This window comes from Exiguobacterium sp. s129, assembly GCF_018617585.1.
Taxonomy (GTDB): Bacteria; Bacillota; Bacilli; order Exiguobacteriales; family Exiguobacteriaceae; genus Exiguobacterium; species Exiguobacterium aestuarii_A.
Window position 1 is genome coordinate 118,204 of sequence record NZ_JACSKL010000005.1, and the last position, 26,723, is coordinate 144,926.

At 49.2% G+C, this 26,723-nt stretch carries 33 protein-coding genes and 1 riboswitch; of the genes, 17 read left to right on the plus strand and 16 right to left on the minus strand.

Going from position 1 to position 26,723, the window contains the following annotated elements; all coding sequences use genetic code 11:
- Entirely contained in the window at positions 1-609 is a 609-nt protein-coding gene (locus KNO92_RS07680) for an NAD(P)-dependent oxidoreductase (protein ID WP_214695843.1), read from the minus strand.
- Between the two features lie 126 nt (positions 610-735).
- A riboswitch (purine riboswitch) is annotated at positions 736-837 on the plus strand.
- Positions 838-914: 77 nt separating this feature from the next.
- On the opposite strand from KNO92_RS07680, the gene KNO92_RS07685 reads away from it, so the two are divergent.
- Genes KNO92_RS07685 through KNO92_RS07700 form a run of 4 tightly spaced genes read left to right on the plus strand, consistent with a single transcriptional unit; the run spans position 915 to position 3,868 of the window.
- On the plus strand, positions 915-1,496 hold the full coding sequence (locus tag KNO92_RS07685; RefSeq protein ID WP_214695845.1) for a xanthine phosphoribosyltransferase: 582 nt from the start codon (positions 915-917) through the stop codon (positions 1,494-1,496).
- Positions 1,493-2,797, plus strand: a complete 1,305-nt coding sequence (locus KNO92_RS07690) for a nucleobase:cation symporter-2 family protein (RefSeq protein WP_214695846.1) — start codon at positions 1,493-1,495, stop codon at positions 2,795-2,797. The genes KNO92_RS07685 and KNO92_RS07690 overlap by 4 nt, the downstream gene beginning before the upstream one ends.
- A 34-nt stretch (positions 2,798-2,831) precedes the next feature.
- Complete coding sequence (locus KNO92_RS07695; RefSeq protein WP_214695848.1) at positions 2,832-3,479, plus strand: NAD(P)H-binding protein; 648 nt, start codon at positions 2,832-2,834, stop codon at positions 3,477-3,479.
- Positions 3,476-3,868 carry an RDD family protein gene (locus KNO92_RS07700; RefSeq protein WP_214695849.1) on the plus strand — a complete coding sequence of 131 codons (393 nt, stop codon included), beginning with the start codon at positions 3,476-3,478 and terminating at the stop codon, positions 3,866-3,868. The genes KNO92_RS07695 and KNO92_RS07700 overlap by 4 nt, the downstream gene beginning before the upstream one ends.
- Positions 3,869-3,890: 22 nt before the next feature.
- Here the strand turns inward: KNO92_RS07700 and KNO92_RS07705 are convergent, their stop codons facing one another.
- Positions 3,891-5,156: a purine/pyrimidine permease gene (locus KNO92_RS07705; RefSeq protein WP_214695851.1), complete on the minus strand. Its 1,266-nt coding sequence runs from the start codon at positions 5,154-5,156 to the stop codon at positions 3,891-3,893.
- A gap of 73 nt (positions 5,157-5,229) precedes the next feature.
- On the opposite strand from KNO92_RS07705, the gene KNO92_RS07710 reads away from it, so the two are divergent.
- Entirely contained in the window at positions 5,230-5,934 is a 705-nt protein-coding gene (locus KNO92_RS07710) for an alpha/beta hydrolase (protein WP_214695853.1), read from the plus strand.
- A gap of 34 nt (positions 5,935-5,968) precedes the next feature.
- Here KNO92_RS07710 and KNO92_RS07715 read toward each other — a convergent pair whose 3' ends face one another.
- The 3 genes from KNO92_RS07715 to KNO92_RS07725 all read right to left on the minus strand — a co-directional run bounded on the left by KNO92_RS07715 (position 5,969) and on the right by KNO92_RS07725 (position 9,737).
- Complete coding sequence (locus tag KNO92_RS07715) at positions 5,969-7,147, minus strand: MFS transporter (RefSeq protein WP_214695855.1); 1,179 nt, start codon at positions 7,145-7,147, stop codon at positions 5,969-5,971.
- A gap of 117 nt (positions 7,148-7,264) precedes the next feature.
- A complete protein-coding gene (locus KNO92_RS07720; protein WP_214695856.1) occupies positions 7,265-8,056 on the minus strand; it encodes an endonuclease/exonuclease/phosphatase family protein in 792 nt (263 codons plus the stop codon).
- Positions 8,057-8,108: 52 nt separating this feature from the next.
- The gene (locus KNO92_RS07725) at positions 8,109-9,737 is read right to left on the minus strand and encodes a PTS transporter subunit IIBC (protein WP_214695858.1); all 1,629 of its coding nucleotides are present in this window, start codon (positions 9,735-9,737) and stop codon (positions 8,109-8,111) included.
- A 221-nt stretch (positions 9,738-9,958) separates the two neighbouring features.
- On the opposite strand from KNO92_RS07725, the gene KNO92_RS07730 reads away from it, so the two are divergent.
- The 3 genes from KNO92_RS07730 to KNO92_RS07740 all read left to right on the plus strand — a co-directional run bounded on the left by KNO92_RS07730 (position 9,959) and on the right by KNO92_RS07740 (position 11,819).
- Positions 9,959-10,723: a TrmH family RNA methyltransferase gene (locus KNO92_RS07730; RefSeq protein ID WP_214695860.1), complete on the plus strand. Its 765-nt coding sequence runs from the start codon at positions 9,959-9,961 to the stop codon at positions 10,721-10,723.
- Positions 10,724-10,781: 58 nt separating this feature from the next.
- A complete protein-coding gene (locus KNO92_RS07735) occupies positions 10,782-11,240 on the plus strand; it encodes a GNAT family N-acetyltransferase (protein ID WP_251126984.1) in 459 nt (152 codons plus the stop codon).
- 87 nt (positions 11,241-11,327) lie between these two features.
- Positions 11,328-11,819 carry a hypothetical protein gene (locus KNO92_RS07740; RefSeq protein ID WP_214760765.1) on the plus strand — a complete coding sequence of 164 codons (492 nt, stop codon included), beginning with the start codon at positions 11,328-11,330 and terminating at the stop codon, positions 11,817-11,819.
- A gap of 26 nt (positions 11,820-11,845) precedes the next feature.
- On the opposite strand, the gene KNO92_RS07745 is transcribed toward KNO92_RS07740, so the two are convergent.
- A complete protein-coding gene (locus KNO92_RS07745) occupies positions 11,846-12,343 on the minus strand; it encodes a hypothetical protein (protein WP_214695876.1) in 498 nt (165 codons plus the stop codon).
- A gap of 111 nt (positions 12,344-12,454) precedes the next feature.
- Here KNO92_RS07745 and KNO92_RS07750 point away from each other — a divergent pair, with 111 nt between their 5' ends.
- Entirely contained in the window at positions 12,455-13,111 is a 657-nt protein-coding gene (locus KNO92_RS07750) for a TVP38/TMEM64 family protein (RefSeq protein WP_214695878.1), read from the plus strand.
- Positions 13,112-13,140: 29 nt separating this feature from the next.
- Here the strand turns inward: KNO92_RS07750 and queF are convergent, their stop codons facing one another.
- The 4 genes from queF to queC are packed head-to-tail and all read right to left on the minus strand — an operon-like array spanning position 13,141 to position 15,432.
- A complete protein-coding gene (queF, locus tag KNO92_RS07755; RefSeq protein ID WP_015880473.1) occupies positions 13,141-13,629 on the minus strand; it encodes a preQ(1) synthase in 489 nt (162 codons plus the stop codon).
- Positions 13,630-13,640: 11 nt separating this feature from the next.
- Positions 13,641-14,351 (minus strand): 7-carboxy-7-deazaguanine synthase QueE, encoded by a 711-nt coding sequence (gene queE / locus KNO92_RS07760; protein ID WP_214695880.1) that lies wholly within the window; start codon positions 14,349-14,351, stop codon positions 13,641-13,643.
- A complete protein-coding gene (gene queD, locus KNO92_RS07765; protein WP_015880475.1) occupies positions 14,333-14,791 on the minus strand; it encodes a 6-carboxytetrahydropterin synthase QueD in 459 nt (152 codons plus the stop codon). Before queD ends, queE begins: the two co-directional genes overlap by 19 nt.
- Positions 14,788-15,432, minus strand: a complete 645-nt coding sequence (gene queC / locus KNO92_RS07770) for a 7-cyano-7-deazaguanine synthase QueC (RefSeq protein WP_015880476.1) — start codon at positions 15,430-15,432, stop codon at positions 14,788-14,790. The genes queD and queC overlap by 4 nt, the downstream gene beginning before the upstream one ends.
- A 217-nt stretch (positions 15,433-15,649) precedes the next feature.
- On the opposite strand from queC, the gene nhaC reads away from it, so the two are divergent.
- From nhaC to KNO92_RS07795, 5 genes are all read left to right on the plus strand, one after another.
- Positions 15,650-17,026: a Na+/H+ antiporter NhaC gene (gene nhaC / locus KNO92_RS07775; RefSeq protein WP_214695882.1), complete on the plus strand. Its 1,377-nt coding sequence runs from the start codon at positions 15,650-15,652 to the stop codon at positions 17,024-17,026.
- 84 nt (positions 17,027-17,110) lie between these two features.
- Positions 17,111-17,695 carry a DNA-3-methyladenine glycosylase gene (locus tag KNO92_RS07780; RefSeq protein WP_214695884.1) on the plus strand — a complete coding sequence of 195 codons (585 nt, stop codon included), beginning with the start codon at positions 17,111-17,113 and terminating at the stop codon, positions 17,693-17,695.
- 82 nt (positions 17,696-17,777) lie between these two features.
- The gene (locus KNO92_RS07785; RefSeq protein ID WP_026824537.1) at positions 17,778-18,290 is read left to right on the plus strand and encodes a type 1 glutamine amidotransferase domain-containing protein; all 513 of its coding nucleotides are present in this window, start codon (positions 17,778-17,780) and stop codon (positions 18,288-18,290) included.
- 152 nt (positions 18,291-18,442) lie between these two features.
- Entirely contained in the window at positions 18,443-19,528 is a 1,086-nt protein-coding gene (locus tag KNO92_RS07790; RefSeq protein WP_251126985.1) for an MFS transporter, read from the plus strand.
- Positions 19,529-19,642: 114 nt separating this feature from the next.
- The gene (locus tag KNO92_RS07795) at positions 19,643-20,476 is read left to right on the plus strand and encodes an undecaprenyl-diphosphate phosphatase (protein WP_214760767.1); all 834 of its coding nucleotides are present in this window, start codon (positions 19,643-19,645) and stop codon (positions 20,474-20,476) included.
- A 163-nt stretch (positions 20,477-20,639) separates the two neighbouring features.
- Here the strand turns inward: KNO92_RS07795 and bshB2 are convergent, their stop codons facing one another.
- The 3 genes from bshB2 to pdxK are packed head-to-tail and all read right to left on the minus strand — an operon-like array spanning position 20,640 to position 22,538.
- Positions 20,640-21,290: a bacillithiol biosynthesis deacetylase BshB2 gene (gene bshB2 / locus KNO92_RS07800; protein WP_214760769.1), complete on the minus strand. Its 651-nt coding sequence runs from the start codon at positions 21,288-21,290 to the stop codon at positions 20,640-20,642.
- Positions 21,287-21,658, minus strand: coding sequence for a YojF family protein (locus tag KNO92_RS07805; protein WP_214695888.1), 372 nt, complete (start codon positions 21,656-21,658; stop codon positions 21,287-21,289). The genes bshB2 and KNO92_RS07805 overlap by 4 nt, the downstream gene beginning before the upstream one ends.
- Positions 21,659-21,713: 55 nt before the next feature.
- Positions 21,714-22,538 (minus strand): pyridoxine/pyridoxal/pyridoxamine kinase, encoded by an 825-nt coding sequence (gene pdxK, locus KNO92_RS07810; RefSeq protein ID WP_214746951.1) that lies wholly within the window; start codon positions 22,536-22,538, stop codon positions 21,714-21,716.
- 186 nt (positions 22,539-22,724) lie between these two features.
- Between pdxK and cbpA the strand changes: the two genes are divergently transcribed.
- The gene (cbpA, locus tag KNO92_RS07815) at positions 22,725-23,360 is read left to right on the plus strand and encodes a cyclic di-AMP binding protein CbpA (RefSeq protein WP_214695898.1); all 636 of its coding nucleotides are present in this window, start codon (positions 22,725-22,727) and stop codon (positions 23,358-23,360) included.
- 34 nt (positions 23,361-23,394) lie between these two features.
- Here the strand turns inward: cbpA and KNO92_RS07820 are convergent, their stop codons facing one another.
- The 3 genes from KNO92_RS07820 to KNO92_RS07830 all read right to left on the minus strand — a co-directional run bounded on the left by KNO92_RS07820 (position 23,395) and on the right by KNO92_RS07830 (position 25,367).
- Entirely contained in the window at positions 23,395-23,919 is a 525-nt protein-coding gene (locus tag KNO92_RS07820; protein WP_214695900.1) for a GNAT family N-acetyltransferase, read from the minus strand.
- 57 nt (positions 23,920-23,976) lie between these two features.
- Positions 23,977-24,861, minus strand: coding sequence for a diacylglycerol/lipid kinase family protein (locus KNO92_RS07825; RefSeq protein ID WP_214760771.1), 885 nt, complete (start codon positions 24,859-24,861; stop codon positions 23,977-23,979).
- Positions 24,862-24,992: 131 nt separating this feature from the next.
- The gene (locus KNO92_RS07830) at positions 24,993-25,367 is read right to left on the minus strand and encodes a hypothetical protein (RefSeq protein WP_074034233.1); all 375 of its coding nucleotides are present in this window, start codon (positions 25,365-25,367) and stop codon (positions 24,993-24,995) included.
- A gap of 159 nt (positions 25,368-25,526) precedes the next feature.
- On the opposite strand from KNO92_RS07830, the gene KNO92_RS07835 reads away from it, so the two are divergent.
- Positions 25,527-25,958, plus strand: a complete 432-nt coding sequence (locus KNO92_RS07835; RefSeq protein ID WP_214695904.1) for a MarR family winged helix-turn-helix transcriptional regulator — start codon at positions 25,527-25,529, stop codon at positions 25,956-25,958.
- A 121-nt stretch (positions 25,959-26,079) separates the two neighbouring features.
- Positions 26,080-26,715 carry an FMN-dependent NADH-azoreductase gene (locus tag KNO92_RS07840; RefSeq protein WP_015880490.1) on the plus strand — a complete coding sequence of 212 codons (636 nt, stop codon included), beginning with the start codon at positions 26,080-26,082 and terminating at the stop codon, positions 26,713-26,715.
- The last annotated feature ends 8 nt before the right edge of the window (positions 26,716-26,723 follow it).

Genomic DNA, 26,723 nt, shown 5'->3' on the forward strand with positions numbered 1-26,723 from the left:
TTAGTACGCCAGTCCGACCGACTCCCGTACATGTTCATTCTCTTCGATGGCGTGAAGCATGAACTGGGCGACATCTGCCCGTGAGATGTGTTTCCCGTTATCCGGTACCTCGTCGATGGCCGTACGATACGTCGAGGTGCGAGGACCGTCCGTCAATTGCATCGGGCGCACAATCGTATAATCGAATGACGAGTTGCGCCATAGGTCCACGGCTGCCCGATGATCACGTAGCGGTTTCCGGAGCATGAACGTAATAGCTTTCCCTGCAAGTCCCGGGATCTCATTGTCGATTCCGGCTGAAGCCAAATAGACGACGCGTGAGATACCATTCGTCTTCATCGCGGGAACAAGCTTGTCCGTGACACTCGCTAAAAAGTCCGGATCGCTCAAATCCGTTCCGAGACAGCTGATGACCGCATCATGACCGTGCATCGCTTCTGTTAACGCATCGATGTCATATAAGTCGCCTTCGATGATTTCAAGTTGTGGGGTCCGAATCAACTTTTTCTGTTCACGTACGAATGCGGTGACGTCATGACCGTGCTCGATGGCTTGGTCGATGAATTGATGTCCGGTCCGACCGGTTGCGCCTAATACGAATAACTTCATAAGGGCAGGGCTCCTCTCTCATATCCAATACATACAGTATACAGCAGTTTCAGAAAAATCGAACATTTCACCGTTTGATTCCAACCTATTGCATTTCTCGTCAGCTCGTCTACAATAAGGTCTATCTTATAAAAATAGATTCGCACTCGTATATCAGCGGAAATATGGTCCGCAAGTCTCTACCGAACTACCGTAAATGGTTCGACTACGGGTGGCGCTTGTCGTATGCTGTCGTTGATTTCCATGCGGTTCGTTGCCTCCCGATTAGGGGTGACGAATCGCATTTTTTAATGGAGGGAACAACAATGAAGCAGTTAGAAGACAAAATCCGTGAAGAGGGTCGGGCCTTATCCGACCAAGTGTTGAAAGTTGACGCTTTCTTGAATCATCAAATCGATCCCGCACTCATGCAAGCCATCGGAAAAGAGTTCGCAGAACGTTTCAAAGACGCTCAAATCGACCGAATCGTCACACTCGAATCGAGTGGGATTGCGCCAGCGATGATGACAGCGCTTGAGATGGGCATCCCGTTCGTATTCGCGCGTAAACGGAAATCGCTGACGCTCCAAGACGACCTCGTCGAAGCGGATGTCTACTCGTTCACGAAACAGGAGACGAACCGCATCAGCTTGAGCCGGCGCTTCGTTTTACCAGGCGAACGCGTTCTCGTCATCGATGACTTCCTCGCGAACGGGGAAGCGGCACTCGGACTGACACAACTCGTCGAAGCGGCAGGTGCAGAAGTGGCAGGTGTTGGAATCGTCATCGAAAAATCGTTCCAACCAGGGCGCGATAAACTGATTGAGCGTGGTTATCGCGTCGAATCGTTGGCACGTATCGCGAAATTAGAGAAAGACCACATCTCATTCGTGGAGGTCGTTCGATGAATACATTTAAGACGGCAAGTCTCGGGTTTCAGCACCTGCTCGCCATGTACACGGGAGCAGCCATCGTTCCGCTCATCGTCGGTGGTGCCATCGGGCTTGGTCCGACCGAGCTCGCTTATCTCGTCGCAATTGATTTATTCATGTGTGGGGTGGCGACGCTTTTACAAGTATGGACGACACGCTTTACGGGTGTTGGATTGCCGGTCGTCCTCGGATGTACGTTCACGGCGGTCGGTCCGATGATCGCCATCGGAAGCGCAAATGGGATTACGGCCATTTATGGCGCTTTGATTGCCAGTGGTCTCATCGTCATCCTCATTTCGGGATTTGTCGGGAAGCTCGCACGTTTCTTCCCGCCGGTCGTTCTCGGTTCGGTCGTGACGATCATCGGTCTCTCACTGATTCCGGTCGCTATCAATGACATCGGTGGCGGGATGCCAGGTGAGCCTGGATTCGCATCGATGCAGAATCTCGGATTAGGTGGTTTGACGATTTTACTCATTCTCATCTTGAACCGTGTCGGTACTGTCTTCACACGCGCCGCTGCTGTCCTCTTTGCCGTCCTCATCGGAACGGGGGTTGCTGCTTCGCTCGGTCTCGTGGACTTCAGTCCTGTCCGTGAAGCGGGATGGTTCCAAATGGTTCAACCGTTCTACTTTGGGATGCCGACATTCGATGTGTCTGCCATCCTCGTCATGACGCTCGTCGCCATTATTTCGATGATTGAATCGACAGGTGTATTCTTGGCGCTCAGCGATATCACGAAAAAGCCGATTGGTGCGAACGAATTGACGAAAGGGTATCGTGCGGAAGGCGTCGCGACGATTCTCGGAGGGATTTTCAACAGCTTTCCGTACACGACGTTCAGTCAAAATGTCGGACTTGTTCAATTGTCTGGTGTAAAATCGCGCCGTGTCATCTTCTGGACAGGTGGGTTACTCATCTTGCTCGGTTTCCTTCCGAAAGTCGCCACGTTCACGACATTGATTCCAAAGCCTGTTTTAGGTGGAGCGATGCTCGTCATGTTCGGAACGGTCGCCGCTTCCGGCATTCGGATTCTGAGTCAGGTCGATTTTTCGAAAAACGAGAATTTGATTACCATCGCACTCTCGATTGGTGTCGGACTCGGTATCACCGCTAACCCGGCAATCGTCGCCAACATGCCGGAATGGCTTCAATTGTTTACAGATAGTGCCATTGTGGCAGGATCGTTCACGGCGCTCCTATTAAACGGATTCTTCCGTATGATGGACCGTTTCCGTCCCACGACGATCATTGCCGAAGAACGACAAGTCAGCTAGACTGAAGGAAATAGTAGTCTAGGAGGAGTCACGAATGGGGAAAACTGCACTTGTCGTAGGCGCGACCGGCTTGATTGGCCGCGAATTGGTAGAACAGCTGTTAGAGAGTGACCGTTATGAGTCGGTCTGGATTGTCGTCCGTCGCTCGAAGCGATGGAGTCATCCGAAACTACACGAGGTCGTCGGATTCGAGGAGATGGATGCGGCACTTCCACATATCGATGACGTCTATTGTGCACTTGGCACGACGATCGCGGTCGCTGGCTCACAAGAAGCGTTCAAGCAAGTTGATTTGGAGTTGCCGCTTGAAGTCGCTCGTATCGCCAAGGCACACGGTGCGACACGCTATGCGGTCGTATCGGCACAAGGCGCATCGTTACGTTCGTCTTTCTTTTACAACCGGGTAAAAGGGGAGCTTGAAAACGGATTGCGCATCTTCAACTTCCATCATCTCATTATCGCGCGTCCTTCTTTGTTACTCGGCGAGCGTGATTCATTCCGACTCGGGGAAAAAGCGGCTGAGGTCATCAGTCGCCCGTTCCAGTCACTGTTAGTGCAAAAGGCACCAGAAGTCGCACCGATTCAAGCGCTGCATGTCGCACGTGCGTTGATCATGGCGTCTGAAGAAGGCGAAGGGATCGAAGTGTTGACGTCGGGGATGATGCAGAGGATGAGCCGATGAACTCATTGACGAAGAAACGAACGAAAGCAGTCTTGATTGACAGTGTCATCGCAGGGCTCGTCAGCTATGGCGTGGAGCAACTCGTGCGAAAGAAAGTGAAGAGCGAGTTCATGCATGCAGTCGTCACACCGACACTGCTCACATACGCGATGGAAGCTTGCCAAATGAGTCGAGGCGGACAAACCATTGGCTATAAGTTGATGGGGCTCGAGTTGAAAAACGATGACGGCACAGCTGTCACGGCGAAACAGGCGCTACAGCGTGCCCTTTACCGTGATACGTTGTCGGGGGTGCGATACTGGAAAGACCGTGCGCATTTCGAACAAGAAGAAGGTGCCGTGTTACCGCACGATGCCCGTTACCATATGCATGTACGTGAAAAAAACTGACCGATATTGGTCAGTTCTTTTTTTAATCCTTGATTTTACTTAAGATAGCTGTCGTCAAAGCGACGATCGTTCCGAGGACGAGTCCGTTTGAGAAGACGGTCGCAAGGAGCGGTGGCAAATCATTCATCGAACCTGGAGGCAAGAGCATCGCCCCGGCACCGATGACGAGCGGGAGACCGACCGTAAGGGAAGCCGTCGATTGTTTTAATTCGAAGGCGGCCTCATTGATTCCGATGATGATCATCGTCGCGATAAGTGGTGTCACGATTGCATAGCCGACAGCAGCCGGGATGCTCGCAATCAACGAGACGAATGGTCCGATGAGTGCTAATCCCATCATGAGGGCGTGGGCAATCAAATGAGGGGCGCGCTGGACGCTCTCCGTCGAAGAGAGGAATCCGGCCGTCCCGGAGATCGCGACAGGACCCGGTGTCCCGAACAGACCGGCCACGATTTGACTGACCCCACTGGCGACACCAGACGCGGGAACGTTTCCTTTCACTTCTCGTTTTTCACGAGAGCTGACAATGCGTTCGATCAACTTGATGTTCGCGAGGACGTTCGTCATGAGAAGCAAGGTGATGACGAAAGCCGTCGGTAACAAGTTCCAATCCCATACCCAGTTTCCGAATGGAAGAAGTTCCGGGACGAGGAAGAACGATTCCGAGCGGACGATTGGATTTCCGAGGTCGAGCAAGTGGAATAATCCGAACCCGACGAAAAGCGTCATGACGAGTCCGTATTGTTTAAAGCGACTTTGTTCGAGCGTGAGTGCGAACAAGACGAGACCAGCCGTCGCGACGGCTTGGACGATGTTGATTCCGTCTTCCGTCACACCGAAGCCACCTTTAATGACGGCCCCTGATAATTGAAGGACGAGCAAAATCATATAGACGCCGAGTACTTGAGGTGTAAACAGGGCAAGCATGCGTCTTAAGATACCGGTGACGGTCAATAGCACACCGAGGATTCCGCTTAAGAACAACATAAATCCAAGTGCCTGCAACGTCTCTTGTTGACTTCCGTATAAGGCGGGTCCGATGGATGCGTATAAGGTGAAGACGCCCCACCAAATGCCGGCGGGTCCTTCAAGTATCGGGAGGCGATGTCCGAGCAACGTCTGGATGATGCTAAAGAGTGCGAAGATGAAGAGTGAGCGGGATATGAAGGTCATCGTCTCATCTGGCGAAAGTTCAAACAAGGCGGCGATGGAGAGTGGTGGTACAATATTTGTAGCTAAAATAAAAATAAACCACTGAATCGTCGTGGTTACATTACTTCTGGTCATGGTGTCCCCCTGATCATGCTTTTTCTTATTAGTGTAACGTTATGAGGAAGTGGATGCAAATGGAGGCTATATAATGAAGAAATTCTTCAAGTGGGCCGCACTCTCAATCGTAGGATTGCTTGTTGTCGCGGTAGCAGGCTTTTTGATTTGGACACAGTTCACGTATGGACCGACCGATGAAGCGACACAGTATGCCGAAGAGGGGAAAGTGGTCGACAACCGTCTCGAGTTTGGAGATACGACGAGTGAGGTCGGTGTCATTCTTTATCCAGGGGCGAAAGTCGAGAAAGAGGCGTATGCCTATTACGGAACACGATTAGCGGAAGAGGGTGTCTTTGTCGCCATTCCGTCGCTTCGTCTCAATTTAGGTATTTTAGATATCGATGCGGCAGCTCCAATCATCGAAGCACATCCGGAGATTGAACGCTGGATCGTGGCCGGTCATTCACTCGGAGGTTCGGCGGCATCGGGGTATGCACTGGAGCATCAAGAATTGGTAGAGGGTGTCATTTTCCTCGCTTCGTATCCGATCAGTTCGATGGTCGATAGCGACTTACGTGTACTATCGATTTCTGGTGAATTGGATGGATTGGCTGTCCCAGAAGACATCGAGGCGAGTCGAAGCGACCTCCCTGAAGATAGCCAATTCGTACAAATTGAAGGCGGGAATCATGCAAACTTCGGAATGTATGGTCCACAAAAAGGAGATCAGGAAAGTCCGCTCACATCGAAAGAACAATTGGACGAAGTCCTATCAGCGATTCTCGAATGGTTATAAAAAACGTGTGCACCTCGATGAAGGTGCACACGTTTTAGCGTTGATCAAGCGAATAACTGACTGCGGTCAACGCGGCTGTGACGAGGGCGACCAGACCGCCGACAAGTGCGAGCGTCATGATGGGGCTCGTCGCATAGACGACACCACCGAGAGCGGAACCGAGTCCAATCCCGACGTTACTCGCCACGGGCATAAGTGACGAGGCGAGACCTTTGGCATTCGGATTGAACTTCTCTGCCAAATCGATCAAATAAATCTGAGTCGATGTCGTCAATAAAATCGCCATGAACGACATGAGTGCGATATTGAGAAGACCGAGCGTCACATTCGACGTTGTCACGAATAGCGCGGCCAAGACGAACGCCTGGACGAGAAAGACGAACCGTAAGCGTCCGATTGGATTGTGACTGGCGATCTTTCCGGCAGCGATATTACTGAAAATCGAAATGAATCCGTATGCGAATAAAATCGGACTGACCCAAGCGACCGGTACACCGAGTACATCTTTTAAAATCGGCACGAGATACGTATAAACGACATACGTTGCCCCGAAACCGAACGCTGGAATCAGGAAGGCGATCAAGATGCGTGGATTCGTCAGCAATGTCAGTTGTTCACGAAGTGACGCCTTTTCTTGAGACAATTGGTTCGGCAAGACGCGGTAAATGGCAATCCAGGCGACTGCACCAAGTGCAGTCGTTAACCAAAACGTAGATTCCCAGCCTGCCTGTTGTCCGATGAATGTCCCGATTGGAACGCCGAACACGTTCGCCATCGTGAATCCACCAAAAATAAAGGATACGGCGACCCCACGCTTTGTCGGTGGGACACTTTCACTGGCGACAAGCATGGCAAGTGAGATCAAGACACCTGTGACGACGGCCGTCAACATACGCAAGAGGAGTAACCACTCATACATCGGTGCCAGGCTGCTTAACAAGTTCAGGACAGTGAAGAGAATCGTCAGGCCAAGCATCAATTTGCGTTTAGGAAGATGGCTCGTCAAAGACATGGTGATTGGTGTGCCGACGGCAAAACTGATGGCGAATGCCGATACGAGACTCCCGGCCGTCGCGATCGAAATGGATAACCCGTTTGCGATATCGGGCAAAATCCCGACGATGACAAATTCACTCGTTCCGAGAACGAAGGTTAATAAGGATAAGGATAATACTAAAGTCCAGTCGCTTCGACTGAGCGAGCTTGTCTTCATATTCAAACACTTCTTTCTATCTCATTCATTAGTAGTTAGACATCAGTCTTCTATCACGTTACAAGATTTTCTCCAAAAGAAAAACCCTTTTCTCCCAAGTAAGGAGAAAAAGGCGAATTAGCGCCAAAACACAGTGGCTTCAACACCGGCGTGGTCGGAGACAATCGGTCCGTTCTCACCATCAAAGACGACCGCATGGCGAGAAACATGAATCGGTGCATTCGTTAACATCAAATCAATGCGAAGTGATTTTTTATTTTCGTCCCATCCGGCGATTTTTCCTTGTACCGTCGCATCGCCTTCCCGTTCTGTTGCGAGATGGAACAAATCTTGGAGTCCATTCTCCATCAAGTAATCGTATCCTTCTCCTCGAATGAAGGCATCGTTATTGAAGTCGCCAAGTAGAAGGGCATGGTCGTCATGCTCGATGCGACGAATCAGTTCATCGAGTTGGTGTTTCACCGGCTCCTCTTCATCATGCCACCATCCGAGATGACACGAGTAAATAGTCGTTGGAGCATCTGCGCCTGCAATCATGGCTTTGACGATCTTACGAGACTTGTAGTTGTCTGGGTCCGTCGTCTTCGATACAAAGAACGATTCTGTTGATAGGAACGGTGTGCGCGACAGGATGGCGACGCCTTCCTCGTAAATATCGTATCCATAATGGGCAAAGTCCCATGTCATGTGATAGTGGACGTCCAACTCTTTTAAGCGCTCGACGAGGACGTGTGCGAAGTTGTTCTCACGGATGTTTCCGTAGATCAGTGGGGCCTCTTTATGTTGATTGACTTCTTGAAGCGCGATGAGGTCGTACTCTTCACTCGCGATGCGTTCGACGATGGCGTCAATCTTTTCTTGTTGACGGTCTTCTAACCAGGCGTGACAATTGAGCGTTAAAATATTCACGATAGTCCTCCTTTAGAAAAAAGGCCAACTCTTGAGCGAGTTGGCCAGTAGATTATGCACCGATGACGTCTTGAATGTCTGATTTCAATACGTCGGCTTTCGGGCCATAGATGGCTTGGACTCCACGGTCTTTCACGATAAGACCCATGGCGCCATTTTTCTTCCAATCTTGTTCGTCAGAGACGAGTGTGACGTCTTTAACGGTCACACGAAGACGAGTCATACATGCATCGACATCTTCAATGTTTTCTTCCCCACCGAGAAGGGCGATAATCCCCATGACTTGTTCGTTACCTGCCACAGATGACTTCTCTGTCGTCTCTTCCATGTAGTTTCCGTTACGTCCTGGTGTCGGCAAGTTCATCTTCTTGATGAAGAAATTGAACACACCGAAGTTGAGGAAGAAGAATGCTACAGAGACGAGAACGAAGTTGATCAAGTCTTGAAGTAGTCCCGCTTTGACAATCATCGGGATGCGCGTCAAGAGTTCAATCGCACCGAAGGCGTGGATACGTAGGTCGATGATATCTGCCAAGGCGAAGGCAGCACCGGCCATAAGCGCGTAAACCACATAAAGGACTGGCGCAACGAACATGAACATGAACTCGATTGGTTCTGTGACACCTGTCAAGAAGACAGCGAGTCCAGCTGACAAGAACATCGGCTTGTATTGTGCTTTCTTCTCAGCATCGACGTTACGGTACATCGCATATGCGGCACCGATCAAAGCAGCGAATGACAAGATGACTTGACCGACTTTGAAGCGAGCCGGAACGACATCAGCGAGAAGGGCGTTGTATGCAGCTGTATCACCAGCGGCACGTAAGTTGACGAGGTCTGTTACCCATGCCAACCAGAGCGGGTCTTGTCCGGCAACGACTGACCCAGCTGTCGCGCCAGTTAAAATCGTGTACGTTCCACCAAGTTCCGTATAGTTCATTGGAACAGTGAGCATGTGGTGTAAACCGAACGGCAAGAGAAGACGTTCGAGCGCACCATAAATGAACGGAGCGAGGACTGGAGCCGTGTTGCGTGATGTGGCAATCCACTCACCAAAACTGTTGAGCGCACCTTGAATCGTTGGCCATACAATCGATAGAACGATGGCAGCAACGACTGAACCAAGAATGACGACGAACGGTACGAAGCGCTTCCCGTTGAAGAACGAGAGGGCGTTCGGCAATTTGTTGAAGTTGTAGAAACGGTTGTATAGTGCACCACCAAGGAAACCGGCGATGATCCCGACGAACACACCCATGTTGAGGGCAGGTGAGCCGAGTACAGATGTGAAGTAGTCAGCGACGACAAGGTTTGCACCGAAGAGTGACTCGATTGTCGCTTCCGGATCTTGAAGCATGGCACCGTTAACACCGAAGATGGCACCTGTGACACGGTTGATCAAGATGAAGGCGAGAAGTGCTGCGAACGCACCACCTGCACGATCTTTTGCCCACGAACCACCAATCGCGACTGCGAAGAGGATATGTAAGTTGACGATGATGCCCCAACCTAAATCTTCAATGATGCGAGCTGTTGTTAATAAAATACCGACATCTCCGGCTGACATTCCAATCAATTTACCGATGGAAATCATTAAACCGGCAGCTGGCATAACGGCGATGACGACCATCAAGGCCTTACCGAGTTTTTGCCAGAAATCGAATGAGATCAATTGTTTCATGCTATACGCTTCCTTCCTGTGAGGGAGTTTTATCTATTTTTGTGTTTGCCAATAGTGCAATCGCTTGCATAAATGATTGTAATCGATTGCATGAATTCATGCAACCGTTTTCGCTATTTTCATTTGTTTTCATTTTTTGATGGAAAACGACAGATATGAAGTGAACTTGTCAGTCGAATCGAATCTAGCTACAATATGATAGGTTGAAGGGAGCGAGAAAGATGGGTTGGAGACAGACCACATCTGCTTTGACGAAGGACGAGCAGATTGAATTGAAAGAAGAGTTATTGCAGAAGGGTGTATTGCAGGAGGACGATCTTCCTCTCTATGAAATGCTCATGCCAGACCGCATTAAACGGATGTATGAAGTGTTGAATACACGAACGAACCATATCACGATTTTGACGGAAGGTGTGGACGATCCGCATAACCAATCCGCTGTGTTGCGTTCAGCCGATGCGTTCGGGGTACAAACGTTGCATGTCGTCGAAGGGCGGGCAAAGTTCAAACCGAACTCGATTATCGCCAAAAGCGCCGATCGCTGGGTGGACGTCGTGGAGCACGGGTCGATTGAAGAAGCGATTGACGCTTTAAAAGAAAGTGGTTACCAAGTATATGCGACGGCGCTAAGCGAGGAAGCGATTCCGCTCGAAGAAGTGGATGTGTCGAAGCCGACCGTTCTTCTATTCGGGAACGAACATAGTGGCGTCTCGGAGGCAGCGCTCAACAAGGCGGACGGGAACTTTGTCATTCCGATGCAAGGATACGTACAAAGTTTGAACATCTCGGTGGCGGCTGCAATTTCTTTGTATGATGTCACGACACGGTCACGTCATATCGTGACGGATGACTATGAACTGCCTGTTGAAGATCAAGCGCGCATCTTCAAAGACTGGATGGTCAAGAGCTTACCGAAGCGTACGCTCGGACTATATAAACAAAAAGGTGTCACAGCTTTCGAACGGGAGACAGGAAATTCAGAATGAACGGCGAAAAGAACAGACGTACGGAATCTTTGTCCAGAAACTGAAAGGGGATGGCACGATGAGTACGACGAGTTCATTTATCGTAAAAGATGTGACGAACAACTTTAAAGATTTTGAAGAGGACTTCTTCCGGCTGTACCGCACGTTATATGGTGACCTCGATCAGCTACGATTTAAAGAGCGCCTGTATCGACACGCCAATCCGTTAGTGCTCTTAGCATTCTCAGAAGATCAGCTGGTCGGCTTTAAAATCGGTTATGAGGCAGAGCCTTATCGGTTTTATAGCTGGGCGGGCGGCGTACACCCAGACTTTCAAAAGCATGGCATCGGTCGCAAGCTGATGGACACGCAACTTGAGTGGGTCGAAGCGCAAGGATTCCATTCGATTCGGACGAAAGCACGCAATACAAACAAAGGGGTCATCATCTTGAATCTCCTTTGCGGATATGACATCATGGGCGCCTACACCGAAGACGGCGAGCCGCGTATCATGATGGAGAAACAATTGAAAAGTTGAATGGATGCCGCGGTCGAATGATCGCGGTTTTTTGATGAAACCGATTCGATTGAATGAACGTACATAAAGAAAAAGGGGGAATTTGAAATGACAGTGTTTGGATTTGGCGGAGATCCGTTTAGTGACTCCATGGGGGACTCATTCTTTACGGGGGTGTTTGCTGTGTTCCCTATCGTGTTCATGGTTATTTTCGGTCTGATTATTTTTGCGTTCGTTAAAACGATTTTTCATCATTCCAAAACATCGAGCACGTTGAAAGACTTACAACGATTCGCCTCGCAGCTCGCCGATGATCCGGACGATGATACGGCTGAGCGATTGGCAGACTATTTACGGGGTGTCGATTCTTTCTCGATTGAACGGACACGGATGGAACCGTTCCGAGTCGCACTCGGGTGCTATCAATTGGTGATGGAGTCAAGATCCGTTCGCGAGGAGACGAAAGAGCGGCTCGACCGTCAATACAAGCGTCTCGGCATTTTAGACGGGGAAAAATTTGCCGATGAGGCCCCACCACGTCACCGTTCTTCTTCATCGAACCATCATGATATCCACCACAATCACCATGACCATATGTAAAAAAGCGAAGGAACCCCTTCGCTTTTTTACATATATCGTGAAGCATCAAAGTCAATATCGGTCTGGTAGCGGACAACCTGGATGGCACTTTCGATTCGAATGGCTCGTTTCTTAATATCGCGTGCTTTCAAGCGATATAGCTCCGGGTCATATAAGGCGTGTTTGATCACGGAAACCCCGTGCACGTATTCCTTTTTCGGACGTAATGACAATTTCTCATAAAGACGTGCTTGGACACGTAACTGAATGGCGAGTTCGATTGCCTCTACGAGCGGGAGCGGACCGTCATGCGTTTCAACGACGGCTTGGACGTTCGCTTCTTGAATGAGGCGGTCGAGCTGACGTAAGTCCAAACGGATGTGCTCCAGTTCCATCTCGATATCTTGAAGGGAGCGAGACTGAATCGTCGGAATGGAATCATTCACTTCGAGCGAGATGAATGCCACGTGCTCAATCTCTTCGGTCAATGTATCGATTTGCTCATGGAGCAACTGTTTTAATGTTAGGGCATCTGCAAGGTTCATATCGATTTCCTCCTTCTGCTTTCTCTAACCGTACCACATCGAGGTGGCTGAAAAAAGATGGATGACATCTCGGATTGCGGGAATAAAACCAAATAGGAAGGAGGGGGGACGATGAAAAAATGGAAGGTACAGTGGATGATTGCACTCGTCCTACTCCTGTTCGGGACAGCGACGTTCCTCTATCAATGGATTGATGTAAGTCCAGGGGACATCCGGGATTATATCATTCAATTCGGTTGGTTGGCTCCTTTGATTTATATTCTCTTATTCACGGTTCGTCCGCTCATCCTGTTTCCGACGTCCGTCTTATCGGTCGCCGGCGGTTTGGCGTTCGGGATGTTACCGGGTGTCGTCTATACCGTCATCGGGGCGACACTGAGTGCTCTCGTCGCTTATTATGTGGCTATCTATTTCGGCGACCGTTTCTTGCATCACTTTGAATCGAAGAACTATGAAGCCATTCAGCACAAAATCGAAGAGGACGGATTCTTTTATGTACTCATCTTACGTCTCATCCCGCTCGTCAATTTCGATTTGGTCAGTTATGCTTCCGGTTTGGCAAAAGTAAACGTACCAGCGTATCTGTTTGCGACCGTCGTTGGTATGATTCCTGGGGCGTTCGCGAACAATTTTCTCGGAAGCAGCATCGCGAGCGGAGATTGGACGCTAATTGCGTTGGCGTTCGGGATCATGCTCGTATTGACGCTCATCGCGACAGTGTTCCGTGAACCAATCAAGCGACAGATCCATCGCTTTCAAAAAAAGTAGGCGACTCCAATGGAGCGCCTACTTTTTGATTAACGGTTGTCGACCGTCTCTGGATAGAGGTCATGGTTGAACAGACGATGTTCTGCCATTTTCTCATACTTCGTGCCCGGCTTTCCGTAATTGTAGTACGGATCGATCGAGATGCCGCCACGTGGTGTGAATTTGCCCCACACTTCGAGATAGCGTGGCTCCATCAGTTTGACGAGGTCCTTCCCGATGACGTTGATGCAGTTCTCATGGAAGTCACCGTGGTTACGGAAACTGAACAAGTACAACTTCAACGATTTCGACTCAACGAGTTTCTCATCCGGGATATACGAGATGTAGATCGTCGCAAAATCGGGTTGGTTTGTGATTGGGCACAGGGACGTAAATTCCGGCGCGTTGAATTTGACGAAGTAGTCGTTCTCCGGGTGACGGTTCGGGAACGCCTCGAGGACGTCAGGTGTATATTCAAAAATATAAGGGACGCTCTTCTGTCCGAGGAGCGAGAGGTCTTGTAAGTCTTCTGGTCTCATGTTCATTCTCCTTAGACGCCACGTTCGTTGGCGTACAATAATGTGTGTAGTTGTGGCAGGACGCGGACGCTTTGCCATGAAGGGTCGCGTGCGACGTCTTCCCACAATTGTTTTAAACGGCGGAGCTGGGCATCGGTGATATCACCGTCAGCACCTGGCTCTGGGTTACCGGCAGATAAATACATGACGTCCGGTGCATAGCGTTGTTGTACTTCTTTCGCGTAAGCGAGGTCCACTTCATCAAAGACAGCGACTTTGAATGTCGTCTGCTCCGGGCGCAGCCGTTCGACGATGGCGTCGAGTTGTTCCCAGTTTGTCTTCATGCCAGATGAAGGAGGCTTCGGGCTGAGGGTCACGTCATCGATCTGTGTGAGCCACTCTTGATAGCGGCTACCTTGCGTCTCGACGGCGAGTGTGACGCCACGCTCTTTCAATTTCACGACGAGGTTCTCCATGGCCGCGATGAGGAGCGGGTTTCCACCCGATATGGTGACGTAATCGTACGCACCGAGTGCGTCAAGGCGATCGGTGACCTCGTCCGCCGTCAGCATGTCCGGTTTTTCTGAACCGTCCCATGTGAATGCTGAATCGCACCACGAACAGCGATAATCGCAACCGGCGGTCCGGACGAACATCGTCTTCTGTCCAATGGCACGCCCTTCTCCTTGGAAGGTAGGTCCGAACACTTCTAGAACAGGGATTTTCACGATTCCACCAACCATTCACGGCGGAACTCTGCGTATGACGTCGGCGTTTCGTATAGGCGCACGAATTCAACGCGGACGTCGCGTTCATTTGGCAGGTGTGTCGCCAGTTGTTCAAAAATCCAATAGCACATGTTTTCTGCAGTTGTATTCATATAAGGGAGTGACTCGTTCAAATAGCGATGGTCGAGATATGGCTCAAGCTCTTCTTTGAAGATTTTTTTCAAGTCACCAAAGTCGAGCGTCATCCCGCGATTATCGAGAAAACCGCTGACACCCATCTGGAGCTTATACGTGTGACCATGAAGGGCACGACATTTGCCATCATAATCAAATAAGTGGTGTGCCGCGTCGAACGTCACTTCTTTGACGATTTGAACACGATGCGGGCAGTAGATGAGCGACCCTTCTTGTTTCGATTCGACACTGGTCGGGGCAAGGAATGGAGCATGTTTCATACGCGCACCTCCTCGTAAGCTGTGAGTCCGTTTTGGCGAAGCTTACACGCCGGACATTCTCCACAACCTGAACCGATGACACCGTTGTAACAAGTGAGCGTACGTTCTTTGACGTAGTCGAAGGCACCGAGCTCGTCCGCGAGTGCCCACGTCTCTTTTTTATCGAGCCACATGAGCGGAGTGTCGATGACGAATGGATAATCCATCGCTAAATTAAGTGTCACGTTGAGTGATTTAATGAATTGGTCTCGGCAATCCGGGTAACCTGAAAAGTCCGTTTCACATACACCGGTCACGATGTGATGCATACCGAGTTGTTTGGCCATGACAGCCGCAAATGATAAGAATAGATGGTTGCGTCCATCGACGAACGTGTTTGGGACGTCCGCATTGTCGATGTCAAGATCGTGTCTCGTGAGCGCATTTGATGTGAGTTGTCCGAGTAGGGACAAGTCGAGGATGTGGTGTGGGACATCGAGTTCTGCCGCGATTTCTTTTGCGACCTCGATTTCCGCATCGTGGCGTTGACCATATGCGAACGTCACCGCCTCCACATGGGAGAATTGTTGTTTTGCCCAAAATAGGCAAGTGGTTGAATCTTGGCCACCACTGAAGACGACCAATGCTTTTTCGTGTTGCATGAAGCACACTTCCTTTTCGCTAGTTTTGATGTCGGAGGAGGTTACGAACTCCGGAGGTCACCCTCAAGCATATAATTTATCATAAAAAGACGTTTGACAGGGAGAAAGGAAGCGAGTATAGTAAAAAACATCACTGACGTGCTTTTGTGCATAAAAGCGTTTAAGCGGTTAGGCGAAATAATAAATAATCATGATATAACGAAAGGAGGGGACGTCGATGCAGATGAAAGGAAAAGAAGCTGTATTCGTCGTGTTGATGAGCGGGATCACCTTGCTCGCACTGATGTTTTTGGCCAAAGCGACGCCACATATGGCGATTTTTGGCACAATGGTAATAGTAGGTGGATACGCGTATTATCGTTCACGCGACTTCAAACAGATTGAAACGGCGATGATCAACGGGATTCGTGAAGCGATCATGCCGGTGTTGATTTTGTTGTTGATCGGGATGCTCATCGGAGTATGGCAAATGTCCGGGACGGTCGCGACGATCCTCTCCATCGGTTTAAATACAATTTCCGCTGAATGGTTCTTACCGAGTGTCTTATTGATTACGATGATCGTATCGACATTCACAGGAAGTGCGTTTACAACAGTCGGAACGGTCGGTGTCGCCTTGTTCGGAATCGGGACGGCGCTAGGGATCTCGCCAGCTCTCGCTGCAGGTGCCATCGTATCGGGTGCGCTCTTCGGAGACAAGATGAGCCCATTGTCGGATACGACAAACTTTGCGCCGGCAGTGGCGGGTGTCAAACTATTCGACCACATTCGCTTCATGATGGGGACAACGATCCCAGCGTTTATCATCACACTGATTTTATTCACGTTCCTCGGACGTAGCGGTCAAAGCGCTGACACGACACAAATCGCGGAAGCACAAGCTGCGCTCAGCGGACGTTTCGACCTCTCATGGCTCACGTTAATTGCCCCTGTGCTCGTCGCAGTGCTTGCGTTCCGCCGCATGCCGGTCTTGCCGACGATGCTCGTTGGGATGTTCGCAGGTGTATTGACGGCAGGTTTTGTTCAAGGCAACTGGAGCATCTCGAACTGGCTCGGTGTCATGCAGTCTGGATTCAAGTCAGGTGTGGAGAATGAGACGATTGCGACGGTACTCGATCGTGGTGGTCTTGAATCGATGCTTTGGTCGGTCAGCCTCGTCTTGATCGCCCTTGCGTTCGGAGGGTTGTTACGTGAACTCGGTGTGTTCCAAGCGATCGTTGAATCGTTGCTCGAGCGTTTGAAGTCACCAGGAAGTTCCGTTCTATCAGTCGTCCTCAGCTCAATCGGGGTTAACTTGCTCGCAGGGGAACAGTACTTGTCGATTCTCTTGCCAGGACAGGCGTTCAAACAAGGGTTCATCGATCGCGGGATCGACCCACGCTACTTGTCACGGGCACTTGAGGATGGCGGGACTGTGATCAACCCGCTCATTCCATGGGGTGTCTCCGGTGCATTCTTCGCAGCGACACTCGGTGTACCTGTATTGGAATACGCACCATTTGCGTTCTTCCTCTGGCTTAGCCCGGTCTTCTCCATCATCTTGGGATACGTCCGATTGGGGAAGCAACGTGAATCACTTAAAATCGCATCATAATGTCAAGGTGTCCTGCTATGCAGGGCATCTTTTTTGTGTGCAGCATATGACTTTTGAGAAAATAGGAAAAACGGAGGTGGAACGATGAAGCGACTCGATTTGGCATTTTATGAACAACCAACACTCGATTTGGCACGTGCCTTACTCGGGCAATATTTGGTGCGGCGACATCCGGAAGGTGACATCATCGCGAAGATTGTTGAGACAGAAGCTTACCTCGGTGCCATCGACCGAGCGGCACATAGTTTCGGTGGGCGTCGAACGAAACGGACGGAAGTCATGTTCGGGCAACCTGGTCATGTGTACACGTATCAAATGCATACGCATACGCTCTTGAACGTGGTCAGTGGTCCGGTTGGTACACCGGAAGCCGTGTTGATTCGAGCCGTCGAACCGATTCAAGGACATGAATGGATTGCTTCGAACCGTCCTGGGGTGAAACGATATGACCAGACGAACGGACCGGGGAAGTTGACGAAAGCACTCGGGATCACGATGGACTTATATGGTCACTCGTTCCAACAAGACCCGCTCTATCTTGCTGAAGGTGAGACGGGAATAGTGATTGAGGCGGGTCCACGCATCGGCATTCCGAACACGGGCGAGGCGCGTGACTACCCATATCGCTTCTTTGAACGCGACAATCCGTATGTCTCGAAGTTCCGTTGAATGCATGCAATGATGTTTAAGTGATTCATGCCAGTGGAACAGTCCCTATGTGCATAAAACAAACAGAAGGAGTGTTTAGAACATGGCAAAAGTAGCAACGCTCATTACAGATATGTTTGAAGATGTAGAATTCACGGGTCCCCGTGACGCATTGGTGGATGCGGGACATGACGTCGTGACGATCGAGAAGAAAGCAGGCAACACGGTAGAAGGAAAGCAAGGAGAGGCGAAAGTGAACATCGATCAATCGATTGACGATGTATCGCCAGAAGATTTTGACGCCCTTCTCTTACCAGGCGGATTCTCTCCTGACTTGTTGCGTGAGGACGAGCGTTTCGTCTCGTTCGCGAAAGCTTTCATGGATGCGAAAAAACCTGTCTTTGCCATCTGTCACGGACCACAGCTGTTGATTACGGCGAAGACGTTAGAAGGTCGTGACGCGACCGGCTACAAATCGATTAAAGTCGACATGGAGTATGCCGGTGCCAAATATGCGGATAAAGAAGTTGTCGTCTGTCAGAATCAGCTTGTGACGAGCCGTCAGCCGGATGACATTCCGGCGTTCAATCGCGAGATTCTCAACTTATTGAAATAACACGTCAAAACCACGAGAGGAATCTCGTGGTTTTTTTGTGTTTTCGGGAATAGACAAGTAAGGAGGAGATTCAAATGAGAAAACGAGCACGTTCACCTAGTTAAGTTCGTCGAAACGTTGTCCGATTAGGATGGATTCGTTGGTTTGAAGGCTTGATTCCCGCATACGTGATTGAACGGCTGTTCTGGGAGTCACGGGGCATCTCCATTCAGGAAGTCGTTTATTTAGAGATGGTATATGCGCTCATCATCGTTCTGTTCGAAGTACCGACTGGTGTATGGGCGGACCATACGGCACGGCGTCGACTTGTCCAAATCGGTGTCGCGTTAGAATGGCTGTCGTTTATCGTCATTTTGTATTCGTTCACGTTCACGGGTTTCTTTGTCGCAATCAGCTGTTCGGCCGTTGGGTCGGTCATTCGAAGTGGGGCAGAGAATGCGCTGCTATACGAGTCCTTACAGGAAAGTCACGAAGCGTCGTCATTCGAACGAGTTCTTGGGAAGCTGAACGCGATTGGGATTGTGGCTGCTGTGGTGGCAGCATTGAGTGGTAGTATGTTGGCTCAGTACCTTCCTTTGGAGTGGAACTATGGAATCTCGATTTTGAGTTTGATGATGGCGACACTATGTAGCGTATTTCTCGTTGAACCGACTCATCGAGAGCGGGAGGAACGTTTGACGTGGCGCCATTTGTTCAAAGGATTTCAATTCATTTGGTCAAACCGACAACTTCGTTATGTCACAATCGGTTTTTTGGCAGCGGTATCCGCTTTTAACTTCATCGATGAATTTTGGCAACTGTACGCTCGCGATGTGTCCGTTCCGATCTATTGGTTCGGTGTCATTTCAAGTGGGTTGCTATTGATCCAGTTACCTGGACAACTATTCGCAGGAACCATCGTGCGTGTTGCGCCTTCGGAACGTTGGTTGAAGCGATTCGGTTGGATGATGGGTGGCGGGTTTCTCTTTATCGGCTTATTTCCGAGTCCAATCGGAATTGGTGTCATGGGATTGTTGGCACTTCTATATGGGGCGATGGAGCCGCTCTATTATGGACTTTTGCATCATCAAGTTCCTTCATCCATTCGAGCGACGACGGAATCATCTGTCTCGATGCTGTGGCATCTTGGGATTCTCGGGTTAGGGGTTGTCTTTATCATAGGGACGACAACGTCGCTATTTTTGGCGTTTTCAATGATTGGACTTGTTGTGTGGGTCGTTCATGCGACTGCACGATAATTCTTGCAGGCATGGGCCATAAGCCATGCCTGTTTTTACGTCTTAAGACGGACGCAAGATGGTGAGGAGAAGTGTATGATGAGAACAATCTAAAGGAATTACAGGAGAAACATCGTGGAATGGTATGAGTTATTCGTAGGTTTTTTATTAGGAGTCGTTGAGGGGCTGACTGAATTCGCTCCGGTCTCGTCGACAGGTCATATGATTCTCGTGGACGGGCTTTGGTTGAACTCGAGTCAGTTTTTAGGTCAGGAAGTGGCGAACACCTTTAAAATCGTCATTCAATTAGGTTCGATTTTAGCGGTTGTTGTCGTCTTTCGAGACCGATTCAAAGCGTTGCTGAATCCGAAGGCGCTATTCACAATAAGGCAAAACGAGACAGTACGCCAATTCAATCTGATACATATTTTGATTGGACTGCTTCCGGCCGGTGTCCTCGGTATATTGTTCGAGGACTACATCGATACACACCTCTTCTCGGTCAAGACGGTGTTGATTGGGTTAGTCATTGGGGCTTTCTTTATGATTGCCGCAGATTTATCAGGTGTGAAACGACAAACGACTGCAACGCTCGATGACATCACGTATAAGCAAGCGCTCGGCGTCGGACTAATTCAATGTTTCTCGCTATGGCCAGGATTCTCACGGTCGGGTTCGACGATTTCAGGTGGCGTCCTCCTTGGGATGAGTCATCGGGCAGCGGCGGATTTTACGTTCATCATGGCGGTACCCATTATGTTCGGAGCGAGTGCGTTATCGCTTTATAGCAAATGGACGTACTTTACGCTCGATACATTGCCGGTGTTTATCGTCGGGTTCATCAGTGCGTTTCTGTTCGCGCTTATTTCGATTAAGTTCTTTTTGAAGTTGATCAACAAAGTGAAATTGATGCCGTTCGCGGTCTATCGAATCGTATTGGCCATCGTGATTTACGTTCTTTATTTCTAAAAAAAAACACGTGCGAACGGCACGTGTTTGAAACCAATGAATGGAATTGTTCGTATAGTCTAGAAGAGGTGAAAACATGGGACAAATCGTCGTAGTATTCGGAACGTTAATCGGTCTTGGGACCGTCGGGGCATTGCTTTATATGACCCGTCTAGCCTATGAATCATGAGAACGGATAATGATAGAAGCGCTCACGTTGGAGTAACTCCATGACGTGGGCGTTTTCTGCGTTGTCAATCGCGCGAAGTAGACCTTCCGTCTGAGAACGATGAGCAAAGAGAGAGTCTTTTTTCTGCTCGCTCTCTTCCGTCACATCGACGATCACGTGAGGTTGTCCGAGTTCTTCTTCTGTGCGGCGATCGAAGGCGACACCTAAAAACTCAGGGCGTGACTCTCCCATCTCCTGAAGTGCTCGTACGACAGCACGAGCTGTCGCTTCATGGTCCGGGTGGACGGCATATCCTGGATAGAACGAGATGACCGTTTCCGGCTTCACTTCGTCAATCAAGGCGCGGAAGCGACCAGCGAGCTCTGCCTCGTCCTCAAATTCAACCGTTTTATCACGAAGTCCCCACATGCGCAGGTCCTCGATGCCCATCATCCGACAAGCTTCTTCAAGTTCATGCTTTCGAATTTTAGGGAGCTCCTCACGCGTCGTAAAGATTGGGGAACCCATGTTGCGTCCCATCTCGCCGAGTGTTAAGCAGACATACGTGACCAGGATTCCTTTTTGACGATGTTGGATGATTGTTCCGGCCGAGCTGAACGCCTCATCGTCCGGGTGTGGGAAAATGACGAGTAATGGTCCATTCATTGGTTCTCCACCTCCGATGCTCCTTGAGGGAGCGGTTTGATATCGATATGCAGCGCACACGCCAGTCGACCGAGACGATCGTGACCAGCGAGTAGTAACTGTTCGCCGTGCACCTCATAGTCGGTCAATCCTTCAACATAGAGCCAGCCGTGATCGAGCTTTAAGCCGACACGATAAGGTCCGTTACCTTTGATTTGACCGATGCTATATTCGATTTTGGCATTACGGATAAACATTCCGGCGTTATGGAAGTCCGGGTCGTTATGTGTCGCATAGGCACCATTTGTCGTCTCGACATGCACGAAAAGTGGCGTTGCGACGTGATTGTCTAAATATTGCTGAATGTGATCAGGTTGAATCGCTTTCACGTCTGTCCCTCCAATGGAAAGGATGACCCGAAACGTCGCGTTTCGGGTCATCTGTTTACGATTGTGTTGCTACTTTTTTACGGTATCCCGTATGGTTCGTCGGTCCGACGTATTGGTTGAGACGGAATGAGTGACGAACTGCTTCAGTGATAAATTCTTTTCCGATTTCAATCGCTTCTTCGACTGTATGGCCGTTTGCGAGAGAAGCCGCGATGGCAGAAGAGAACGTGCATCCACCACCGTGTGTGAACGCAGGCTCGATTTTTTCACTTTCAAGCAGACGGTATTCGTTTCCGTCATACAAGACATCGAATGCTGTGTCGAAACCAAGTTTGCCGCCGACTTTGACGATGACAATCTCAGCGCCAAGCTCATGGATGAGACGAGCCGCTTCTTTGATTTCGTCCATCGTCGATGGTGTTTTATCGAGGCCAGCGAGCATACGCGCCTCGAATAAGTTTGGAGTGATGATTTTTGCGACTGGTACGAGATGTTGACGCATCGCGACCGCAACGTTCGGGTCAAGAATCTCATCCGCACCTTTACATGCCATGACCGGATCGACGACGGCATTCTCGATTCCGTATTCTTTAATCTTACGTGCTGCGAGTTCGATGATTTCAGGTGTCGGGAGCATTCCCGTCTTCACTGCATCGACTCCGATCCCAGCGAGTACCGTATCAATTTGTTTCTCGATCAATGTCGTGTCTATTGGAAAGACTTCGTGGTTCCATGCGTTATGTGGATCTTGTGCCACAATGACAGTCAAAGCTGTCATACCGTACACACCGAGTTCTTCCATCGTTTTGAGGTCGGCTTGGATACCAGCGCCGCCGCTCGTATCAGAACCGGCAATCGTCAATGCTTTCTTCATCGTCATAATCGTCCATCCCCTTTGTCTGTTTGGATAGTTTCACTATAACGACTTTTTTGTATTCCGACAAATGCAAGGATTACAAGAAGTGTTCATAACTTTTCAGAAAAAGTATGCAGGATGTTCATCATATTTGGGGAATAATAATGAATAGGGTGTAGACCACTTTATTATTGGCTGGGAGGAAAACGCATGTTAGTGCATAGCTTATGTATCCCGAAGAAAGATGTTGTCACAATCAGTGAAAAGGCAACATTGCGGGAAGCGCTTCATACGCTTGAAGAAACAGGATATCGTTGTGTGCCTGTTTTAGACGAGACGGGGAAATTTTTCCGCGGTAACATTTATAAAATGCATATTTATCGTCATGGAATGAACGGGGAAAACATGGACGATAATGTGATGACGCTCATTAAAAATACGCAAAAATACGTTCATGAATCAGACGGATTCTTCGAAGTCTTTTTCTCGATTAAAGAATTGCCATACATTGCCGTATTGAAAGATGAAAGCAATGAGTTTTATGGTATTCTTCCACACGGGAAGATGCTTGGGATGCTCGAAGAGGCATGGAGTCGTGACACAGGTAGTTACGTCTTGACGATTGCCTTGAGCGAACAGGCAGGAGCGCTCGAGAAGATTACAAAAATCGTGAACAAGTATACGTCAATCGCAAGCTTGATGACGCTTGATGCAAAAAGTAAGGTGTTGCGTCGCGTACTCGTGACGTTACCACCGGATTGCGAAGAAGACATGAAGAACAAAGTTGTTGCCAAGCTTGAACAAAAAGGCTTCCGAATCGTCGAAGTCGAGAACTTGAACAACTAAGTCAAAGCCCTTTCACGTGACGTGAAAGGGCTTTTTAGTTGAGTCGTTTTTCCATTCGGATATCGGACCAAAATTGACCGTCCCAGTAAGTGAAGTGCTCGATTCGTCCGATTTCTTGGTAACCGAGTTTCGAATAGAGACGATGGGCCGCGTGATTGAAGGCGAACACGCCGAGCTCCATGCGAGGCGTCCCCTGCGCCCGCAGTTTCTCCTCCAGCAAACGAAGGGACTCCGTGCCCACGCCTTTGCCGCGTCCTACGGATTCCCCGATGACAAACCCGAGCCACGCCGTACCAGGTTCTTGACGGTACAGATGAGGGGGGTCATACATGACGTTCATTTCACCGACGAGATGGTCGTCTGCATAAATGAGAAAAATATCATGTGTCAGAAGACGATCCTCTAAATCTTCGACCGTCATCTCATAATGAGCGGTCAATTCTTCTTCAGACCGACTCGGACGAATCAAATGCACGATTTGTTGGTCATTATTCCAGCGATTGAATGTCTCGACGATTTCGTCGGATGCTGTTGTAAGTTGAATAAGCGAGATGTTCATAGGTCATTCTCCTTTCTCGCTTGTTAACATTCGGTTTCGTTCATAAAAATCCTTCTCTTAGACGGGCTTCAATACGTTCAAATGACTCGGTAAAATTTCAAATGTAAATGGCAACGTTCCACCAGTGTCACCGTCTGCATTTACAGGAAGAGATTCAGGCGAGTGGACGCTCACCCGTGTCGTACAGAATGACGTGACACTGTCCGTTTCCTTTAATTTTCCTGTGAATAGGGCAGGCGTTAATTGAAGTGCGTCTTTTAGACCGAGTTCTTCAAAAATATAGACGTGCAACAGACCATCGTTCAGTCGTGCGTCCGGTTCGAAATTCTCAAATCCTCCGACCGAGTTCGTCAAAGCGATGACGACGAGATAAGCTTCGCCATCAAATTGACCGTCCTCACTTTCAATCGACAACGCATAAGGACTATTTTCACGGAACGCCTTCACGCCTTCAATTAGATAGGCGAACGGCCCCCACTTTGTCTTTTCTTCCACACTCACTTCATCGACCGCCTCGGCAATGAGACCAATGGCAATGACGTTCATAAAATAGCCGTTCTCATATTTTCCGATATCCATCGGTGTCGGTTCAGCGTTACGAAGAGCTTCAATCGCTTTTTTTGGATCATTTGGTACACCAAGTGCGCGGGCAAGGTCATTGACCGTACCGAGCGGGATGATTCCAAAGTCGGGACGATGAGGCGCTTCCGCAAGTCCGGTGACCGCTTCGTTCAACGTCCCGTCCCCACCCATCGCAATGACGGCCTTATATTGTTTTTCTGCTGCTTCTCGTGCAAAGTTCGTCGCATCCTGTTCTTTCTCGGTGAAGCGGACATCGACGTGTCCATACCGTTCACGCAACACTTCCTCGGCATGTGTCGCGTGTTGTTCCCCCAATTCTTTTCCTGAGGATGGATTGACGATTAACATGACTGTGTCCATTCCAACATATCTCCTTTTCGGTTCGAATACTGTCCTTTATTCCCGTCTGCGAAATCGGTTACTCCTAAAAAATCCCCATGACCGTCAGCACTTTCGGCTGATCTTCATGGGGATTGGAACATGTCATTCGTTTAATAATGACGGAATGCGGACATATCTAAATGACTCGCTTCAGACTCATCCACTGCGAGTTCGATACGCAGATGTTCATGAAACGGAGAAACGAGGGCGCCCATGCAGGCGACCGGTTCATGGTCTGGGACCGGTGATTTACGTTTCGTTTTGACGAATAAATAATCCGATCGCTTCAACGTCAACAAGAAACGTTCCACGGCGTGCGGTTCACGGGTCACGTTTGGCCAAGGTAAATGATTGAATAATAAAAAGACCGCGCCTTCCTTTTCGAGCGCATAGTCCGGTGCGATGCCTTCCCGATTCAACAAATCGATGACAGCATGCAAAAACTCCCGTTTAATCGTCAATGAAATTTCGTAATACTCACGCATACGGTCCACCCTTTCTTAAAATCACAATACTACCATTCTAAACGTTTCCGACATACGCGACAATGAAGAAGTTCCTTGACGAAGTATTTTTCCCGGCTTATACTGCATAAGTCCTGCTATACTAGTGATATATGATGAACGAATTGAGGTGAAACCGACATGATTGAATCCCTTGAATTGAAGGCATGGGTCGTTCTCGCACGAACGATGGATGCCATCAGCGATCGTGTGAAAGAAGATTTACGACGCCACCAGTTAAATTCAACAGAGTTCGGTGTTTTATCCGTTTTGTATAAACGAGGAGATACCCCGTTACAACAAATCGGGGACCAGATTTTGATTACGAGTGGTAGCGTGACATACGTGATCGACAAGTTGGAAAAGCGTGGGCTGATTGAACGAATCGCCTGTCCGTCCGACCGTCGCGTCACATACGCCTCGTTAACAGAGGATGGGAAGGCGCTCATGGATGTCGTCTATCCACAGCACATCGAAATCTTTAAAGATATATACGGACCGTTAAACGATGAAGAGACGGAACAATTGATTTCGTTATTGAAACGAGTCGGTTATAACGCAGCGGGCAAATAAAGCCCGTTGCTTTTTTCATTAATATCTTGAAGTTAAAATAATTGACGATGAGATATACAGATGATATAGTTCTAACTGTTATTGAAAAAAATTAGAGATTACCCAAATGGAGGATTACACGATGACTAAAGTATTATATGTATCGGCTAACCCGAAACCAACTGAACTTTCATACAGCAAACAAGTTGCAGAAACTTTCGTATCAACACTCAAGGCTGAAAACGCATCAATCGAAGTAGAAGCAATCGAACTCTACGATGTCGATGTACAAGAAATCGATGGAGACGTGCTCAGCGCATGGGGTAAATTCGCATCAGGCGAAGCACTCACTGACGTGGAAGCGAAAAAAGTAGGCACAATGAGCGGCATGCTCGAGAAGTTCATGGAAGCGGACCTTTATGTATTCGCAACGCCAATGTGGAACTTCTTCTTCCCGGCACGCATGAAAATGTTCCTCGACAGCGTCCTCATGGCGGGTAAAACGTTCCGTTACACGGAGCAAGGTCCTGTCGGATTGCTTGAAAACAAACAAGCGATCCACATCCAAGGAACAGGTGGGATCTACACAGGAACTGACCTTAACTTTGCAGACGCATACCTTCGCCAAGCGCTCGCGTTCGTCGGTGTGTCTGAAGTGACGACGGTAGCGGTTGAAGGGATGAACCAATACCCGGACAAAATCGAAGAAATCGTTGCAGACGCGAAAGCGAAAGCAGAAGCACTTGCGAAAGAAGTTGCAGGCGCAGTAACGGTATGATGCGAAAG

What these genes read in the sequence shown, in the direction of transcription:
- KNO92_RS07735 (WP_251126984.1), top strand. Translation starts at nt 10,782, where the DNA reads ATGAGTACGACGAGTTCATTTATCGTAAAAGATGTGACGAACAACTTT.
- KNO92_RS07730 (WP_214695860.1), top strand. Translation starts at nt 9,959, where the DNA reads ATGGGTTGGAGACAGACCACATCTGCTTTGACGAAGGACGAGCAGATT.
- KNO92_RS07715 (WP_214695855.1), bottom strand. Translation starts at nt 7,147, where the DNA reads ATGAAGACAAGCTCGCTCAGTCGAAGCGACTGGACTTTAGTATTATCC.
- KNO92_RS07695 (WP_214695848.1), top strand. Translation starts at nt 2,832, where the DNA reads ATGGGGAAAACTGCACTTGTCGTAGGCGCGACCGGCTTGATTGGCCGC.
- KNO92_RS07780 (WP_214695884.1), top strand. Translation starts at nt 17,111, where the DNA reads ATGAAGCGACTCGATTTGGCATTTTATGAACAACCAACACTCGATTTG.
- queC (WP_015880476.1), bottom strand. Translation starts at nt 15,432, where the DNA reads ATGCAACACGAAAAAGCATTGGTCGTCTTCAGTGGTGGCCAAGATTCA.
- KNO92_RS07700 (WP_214695849.1), top strand. Translation starts at nt 3,476, where the DNA reads ATGAACTCATTGACGAAGAAACGAACGAAAGCAGTCTTGATTGACAGT.
- KNO92_RS07680 (WP_214695843.1), bottom strand. Translation starts at nt 609, where the DNA reads ATGAAGTTATTCGTATTAGGCGCAACCGGTCGGACCGGACATCAATTC.
- KNO92_RS07785 (WP_026824537.1), top strand. Translation starts at nt 17,778, where the DNA reads ATGGCAAAAGTAGCAACGCTCATTACAGATATGTTTGAAGATGTAGAA.
- KNO92_RS07820 (WP_214695900.1), bottom strand. Translation starts at nt 23,919, where the DNA reads ATGAACATCTCGCTTATTCAACTTACAACAGCATCCGACGAAATCGTC.
- KNO92_RS07725 (WP_214695858.1), bottom strand. Translation starts at nt 9,737, where the DNA reads ATGAAACAATTGATCTCATTCGATTTCTGGCAAAAACTCGGTAAGGCC.
- KNO92_RS07825 (WP_214760771.1), bottom strand. Translation starts at nt 24,861, where the DNA reads ATGGACACAGTCATGTTAATCGTCAATCCATCCTCAGGAAAAGAATTG.
- KNO92_RS07840 (WP_015880490.1), top strand. Translation starts at nt 26,080, where the DNA reads ATGACTAAAGTATTATATGTATCGGCTAACCCGAAACCAACTGAACTT.
- queD (WP_015880475.1), bottom strand. Translation starts at nt 14,791, where the DNA reads ATGAAACATGCTCCATTCCTTGCCCCGACCAGTGTCGAATCGAAACAA.
- KNO92_RS07830 (WP_074034233.1), bottom strand. Translation starts at nt 25,367, where the DNA reads ATGCGTGAGTATTACGAAATTTCATTGACGATTAAACGGGAGTTTTTG.
- KNO92_RS07740 (WP_214760765.1), top strand. Translation starts at nt 11,328, where the DNA reads ATGACAGTGTTTGGATTTGGCGGAGATCCGTTTAGTGACTCCATGGGG.
- nhaC (WP_214695882.1), top strand. Translation starts at nt 15,650, where the DNA reads ATGCAGATGAAAGGAAAAGAAGCTGTATTCGTCGTGTTGATGAGCGGG.
- KNO92_RS07685 (WP_214695845.1), top strand. Translation starts at nt 915, where the DNA reads ATGAAGCAGTTAGAAGACAAAATCCGTGAAGAGGGTCGGGCCTTATCC.
- KNO92_RS07705 (WP_214695851.1), bottom strand. Translation starts at nt 5,156, where the DNA reads ATGACCAGAAGTAATGTAACCACGACGATTCAGTGGTTTATTTTTATT.
- cbpA (WP_214695898.1), top strand. Translation starts at nt 22,725, where the DNA reads ATGTTAGTGCATAGCTTATGTATCCCGAAGAAAGATGTTGTCACAATC.
- queF (WP_015880473.1), bottom strand. Translation starts at nt 13,629, where the DNA reads ATGAGACCAGAAGACTTACAAGACCTCTCGCTCCTCGGACAGAAGAGC.
- KNO92_RS07690 (WP_214695846.1), top strand. Translation starts at nt 1,493, where the DNA reads ATGAATACATTTAAGACGGCAAGTCTCGGGTTTCAGCACCTGCTCGCC.
- KNO92_RS07750 (WP_214695878.1), top strand. Translation starts at nt 12,455, where the DNA reads ATGAAAAAATGGAAGGTACAGTGGATGATTGCACTCGTCCTACTCCTG.
- KNO92_RS07710 (WP_214695853.1), top strand. Translation starts at nt 5,230, where the DNA reads ATGAAGAAATTCTTCAAGTGGGCCGCACTCTCAATCGTAGGATTGCTT.
- KNO92_RS07835 (WP_214695904.1), top strand. Translation starts at nt 25,527, where the DNA reads ATGATTGAATCCCTTGAATTGAAGGCATGGGTCGTTCTCGCACGAACG.
- queE (WP_214695880.1), bottom strand. Translation starts at nt 14,351, where the DNA reads ATGGTTGGTGGAATCGTGAAAATCCCTGTTCTAGAAGTGTTCGGACCT.
- KNO92_RS07745 (WP_214695876.1), bottom strand. Translation starts at nt 12,343, where the DNA reads ATGAACCTTGCAGATGCCCTAACATTAAAACAGTTGCTCCATGAGCAA.
- pdxK (WP_214746951.1), bottom strand. Translation starts at nt 22,538, where the DNA reads ATGACGATGAAGAAAGCATTGACGATTGCCGGTTCTGATACGAGCGGC.
- bshB2 (WP_214760769.1), bottom strand. Translation starts at nt 21,290, where the DNA reads ATGAATGGACCATTACTCGTCATTTTCCCACACCCGGACGATGAGGCG.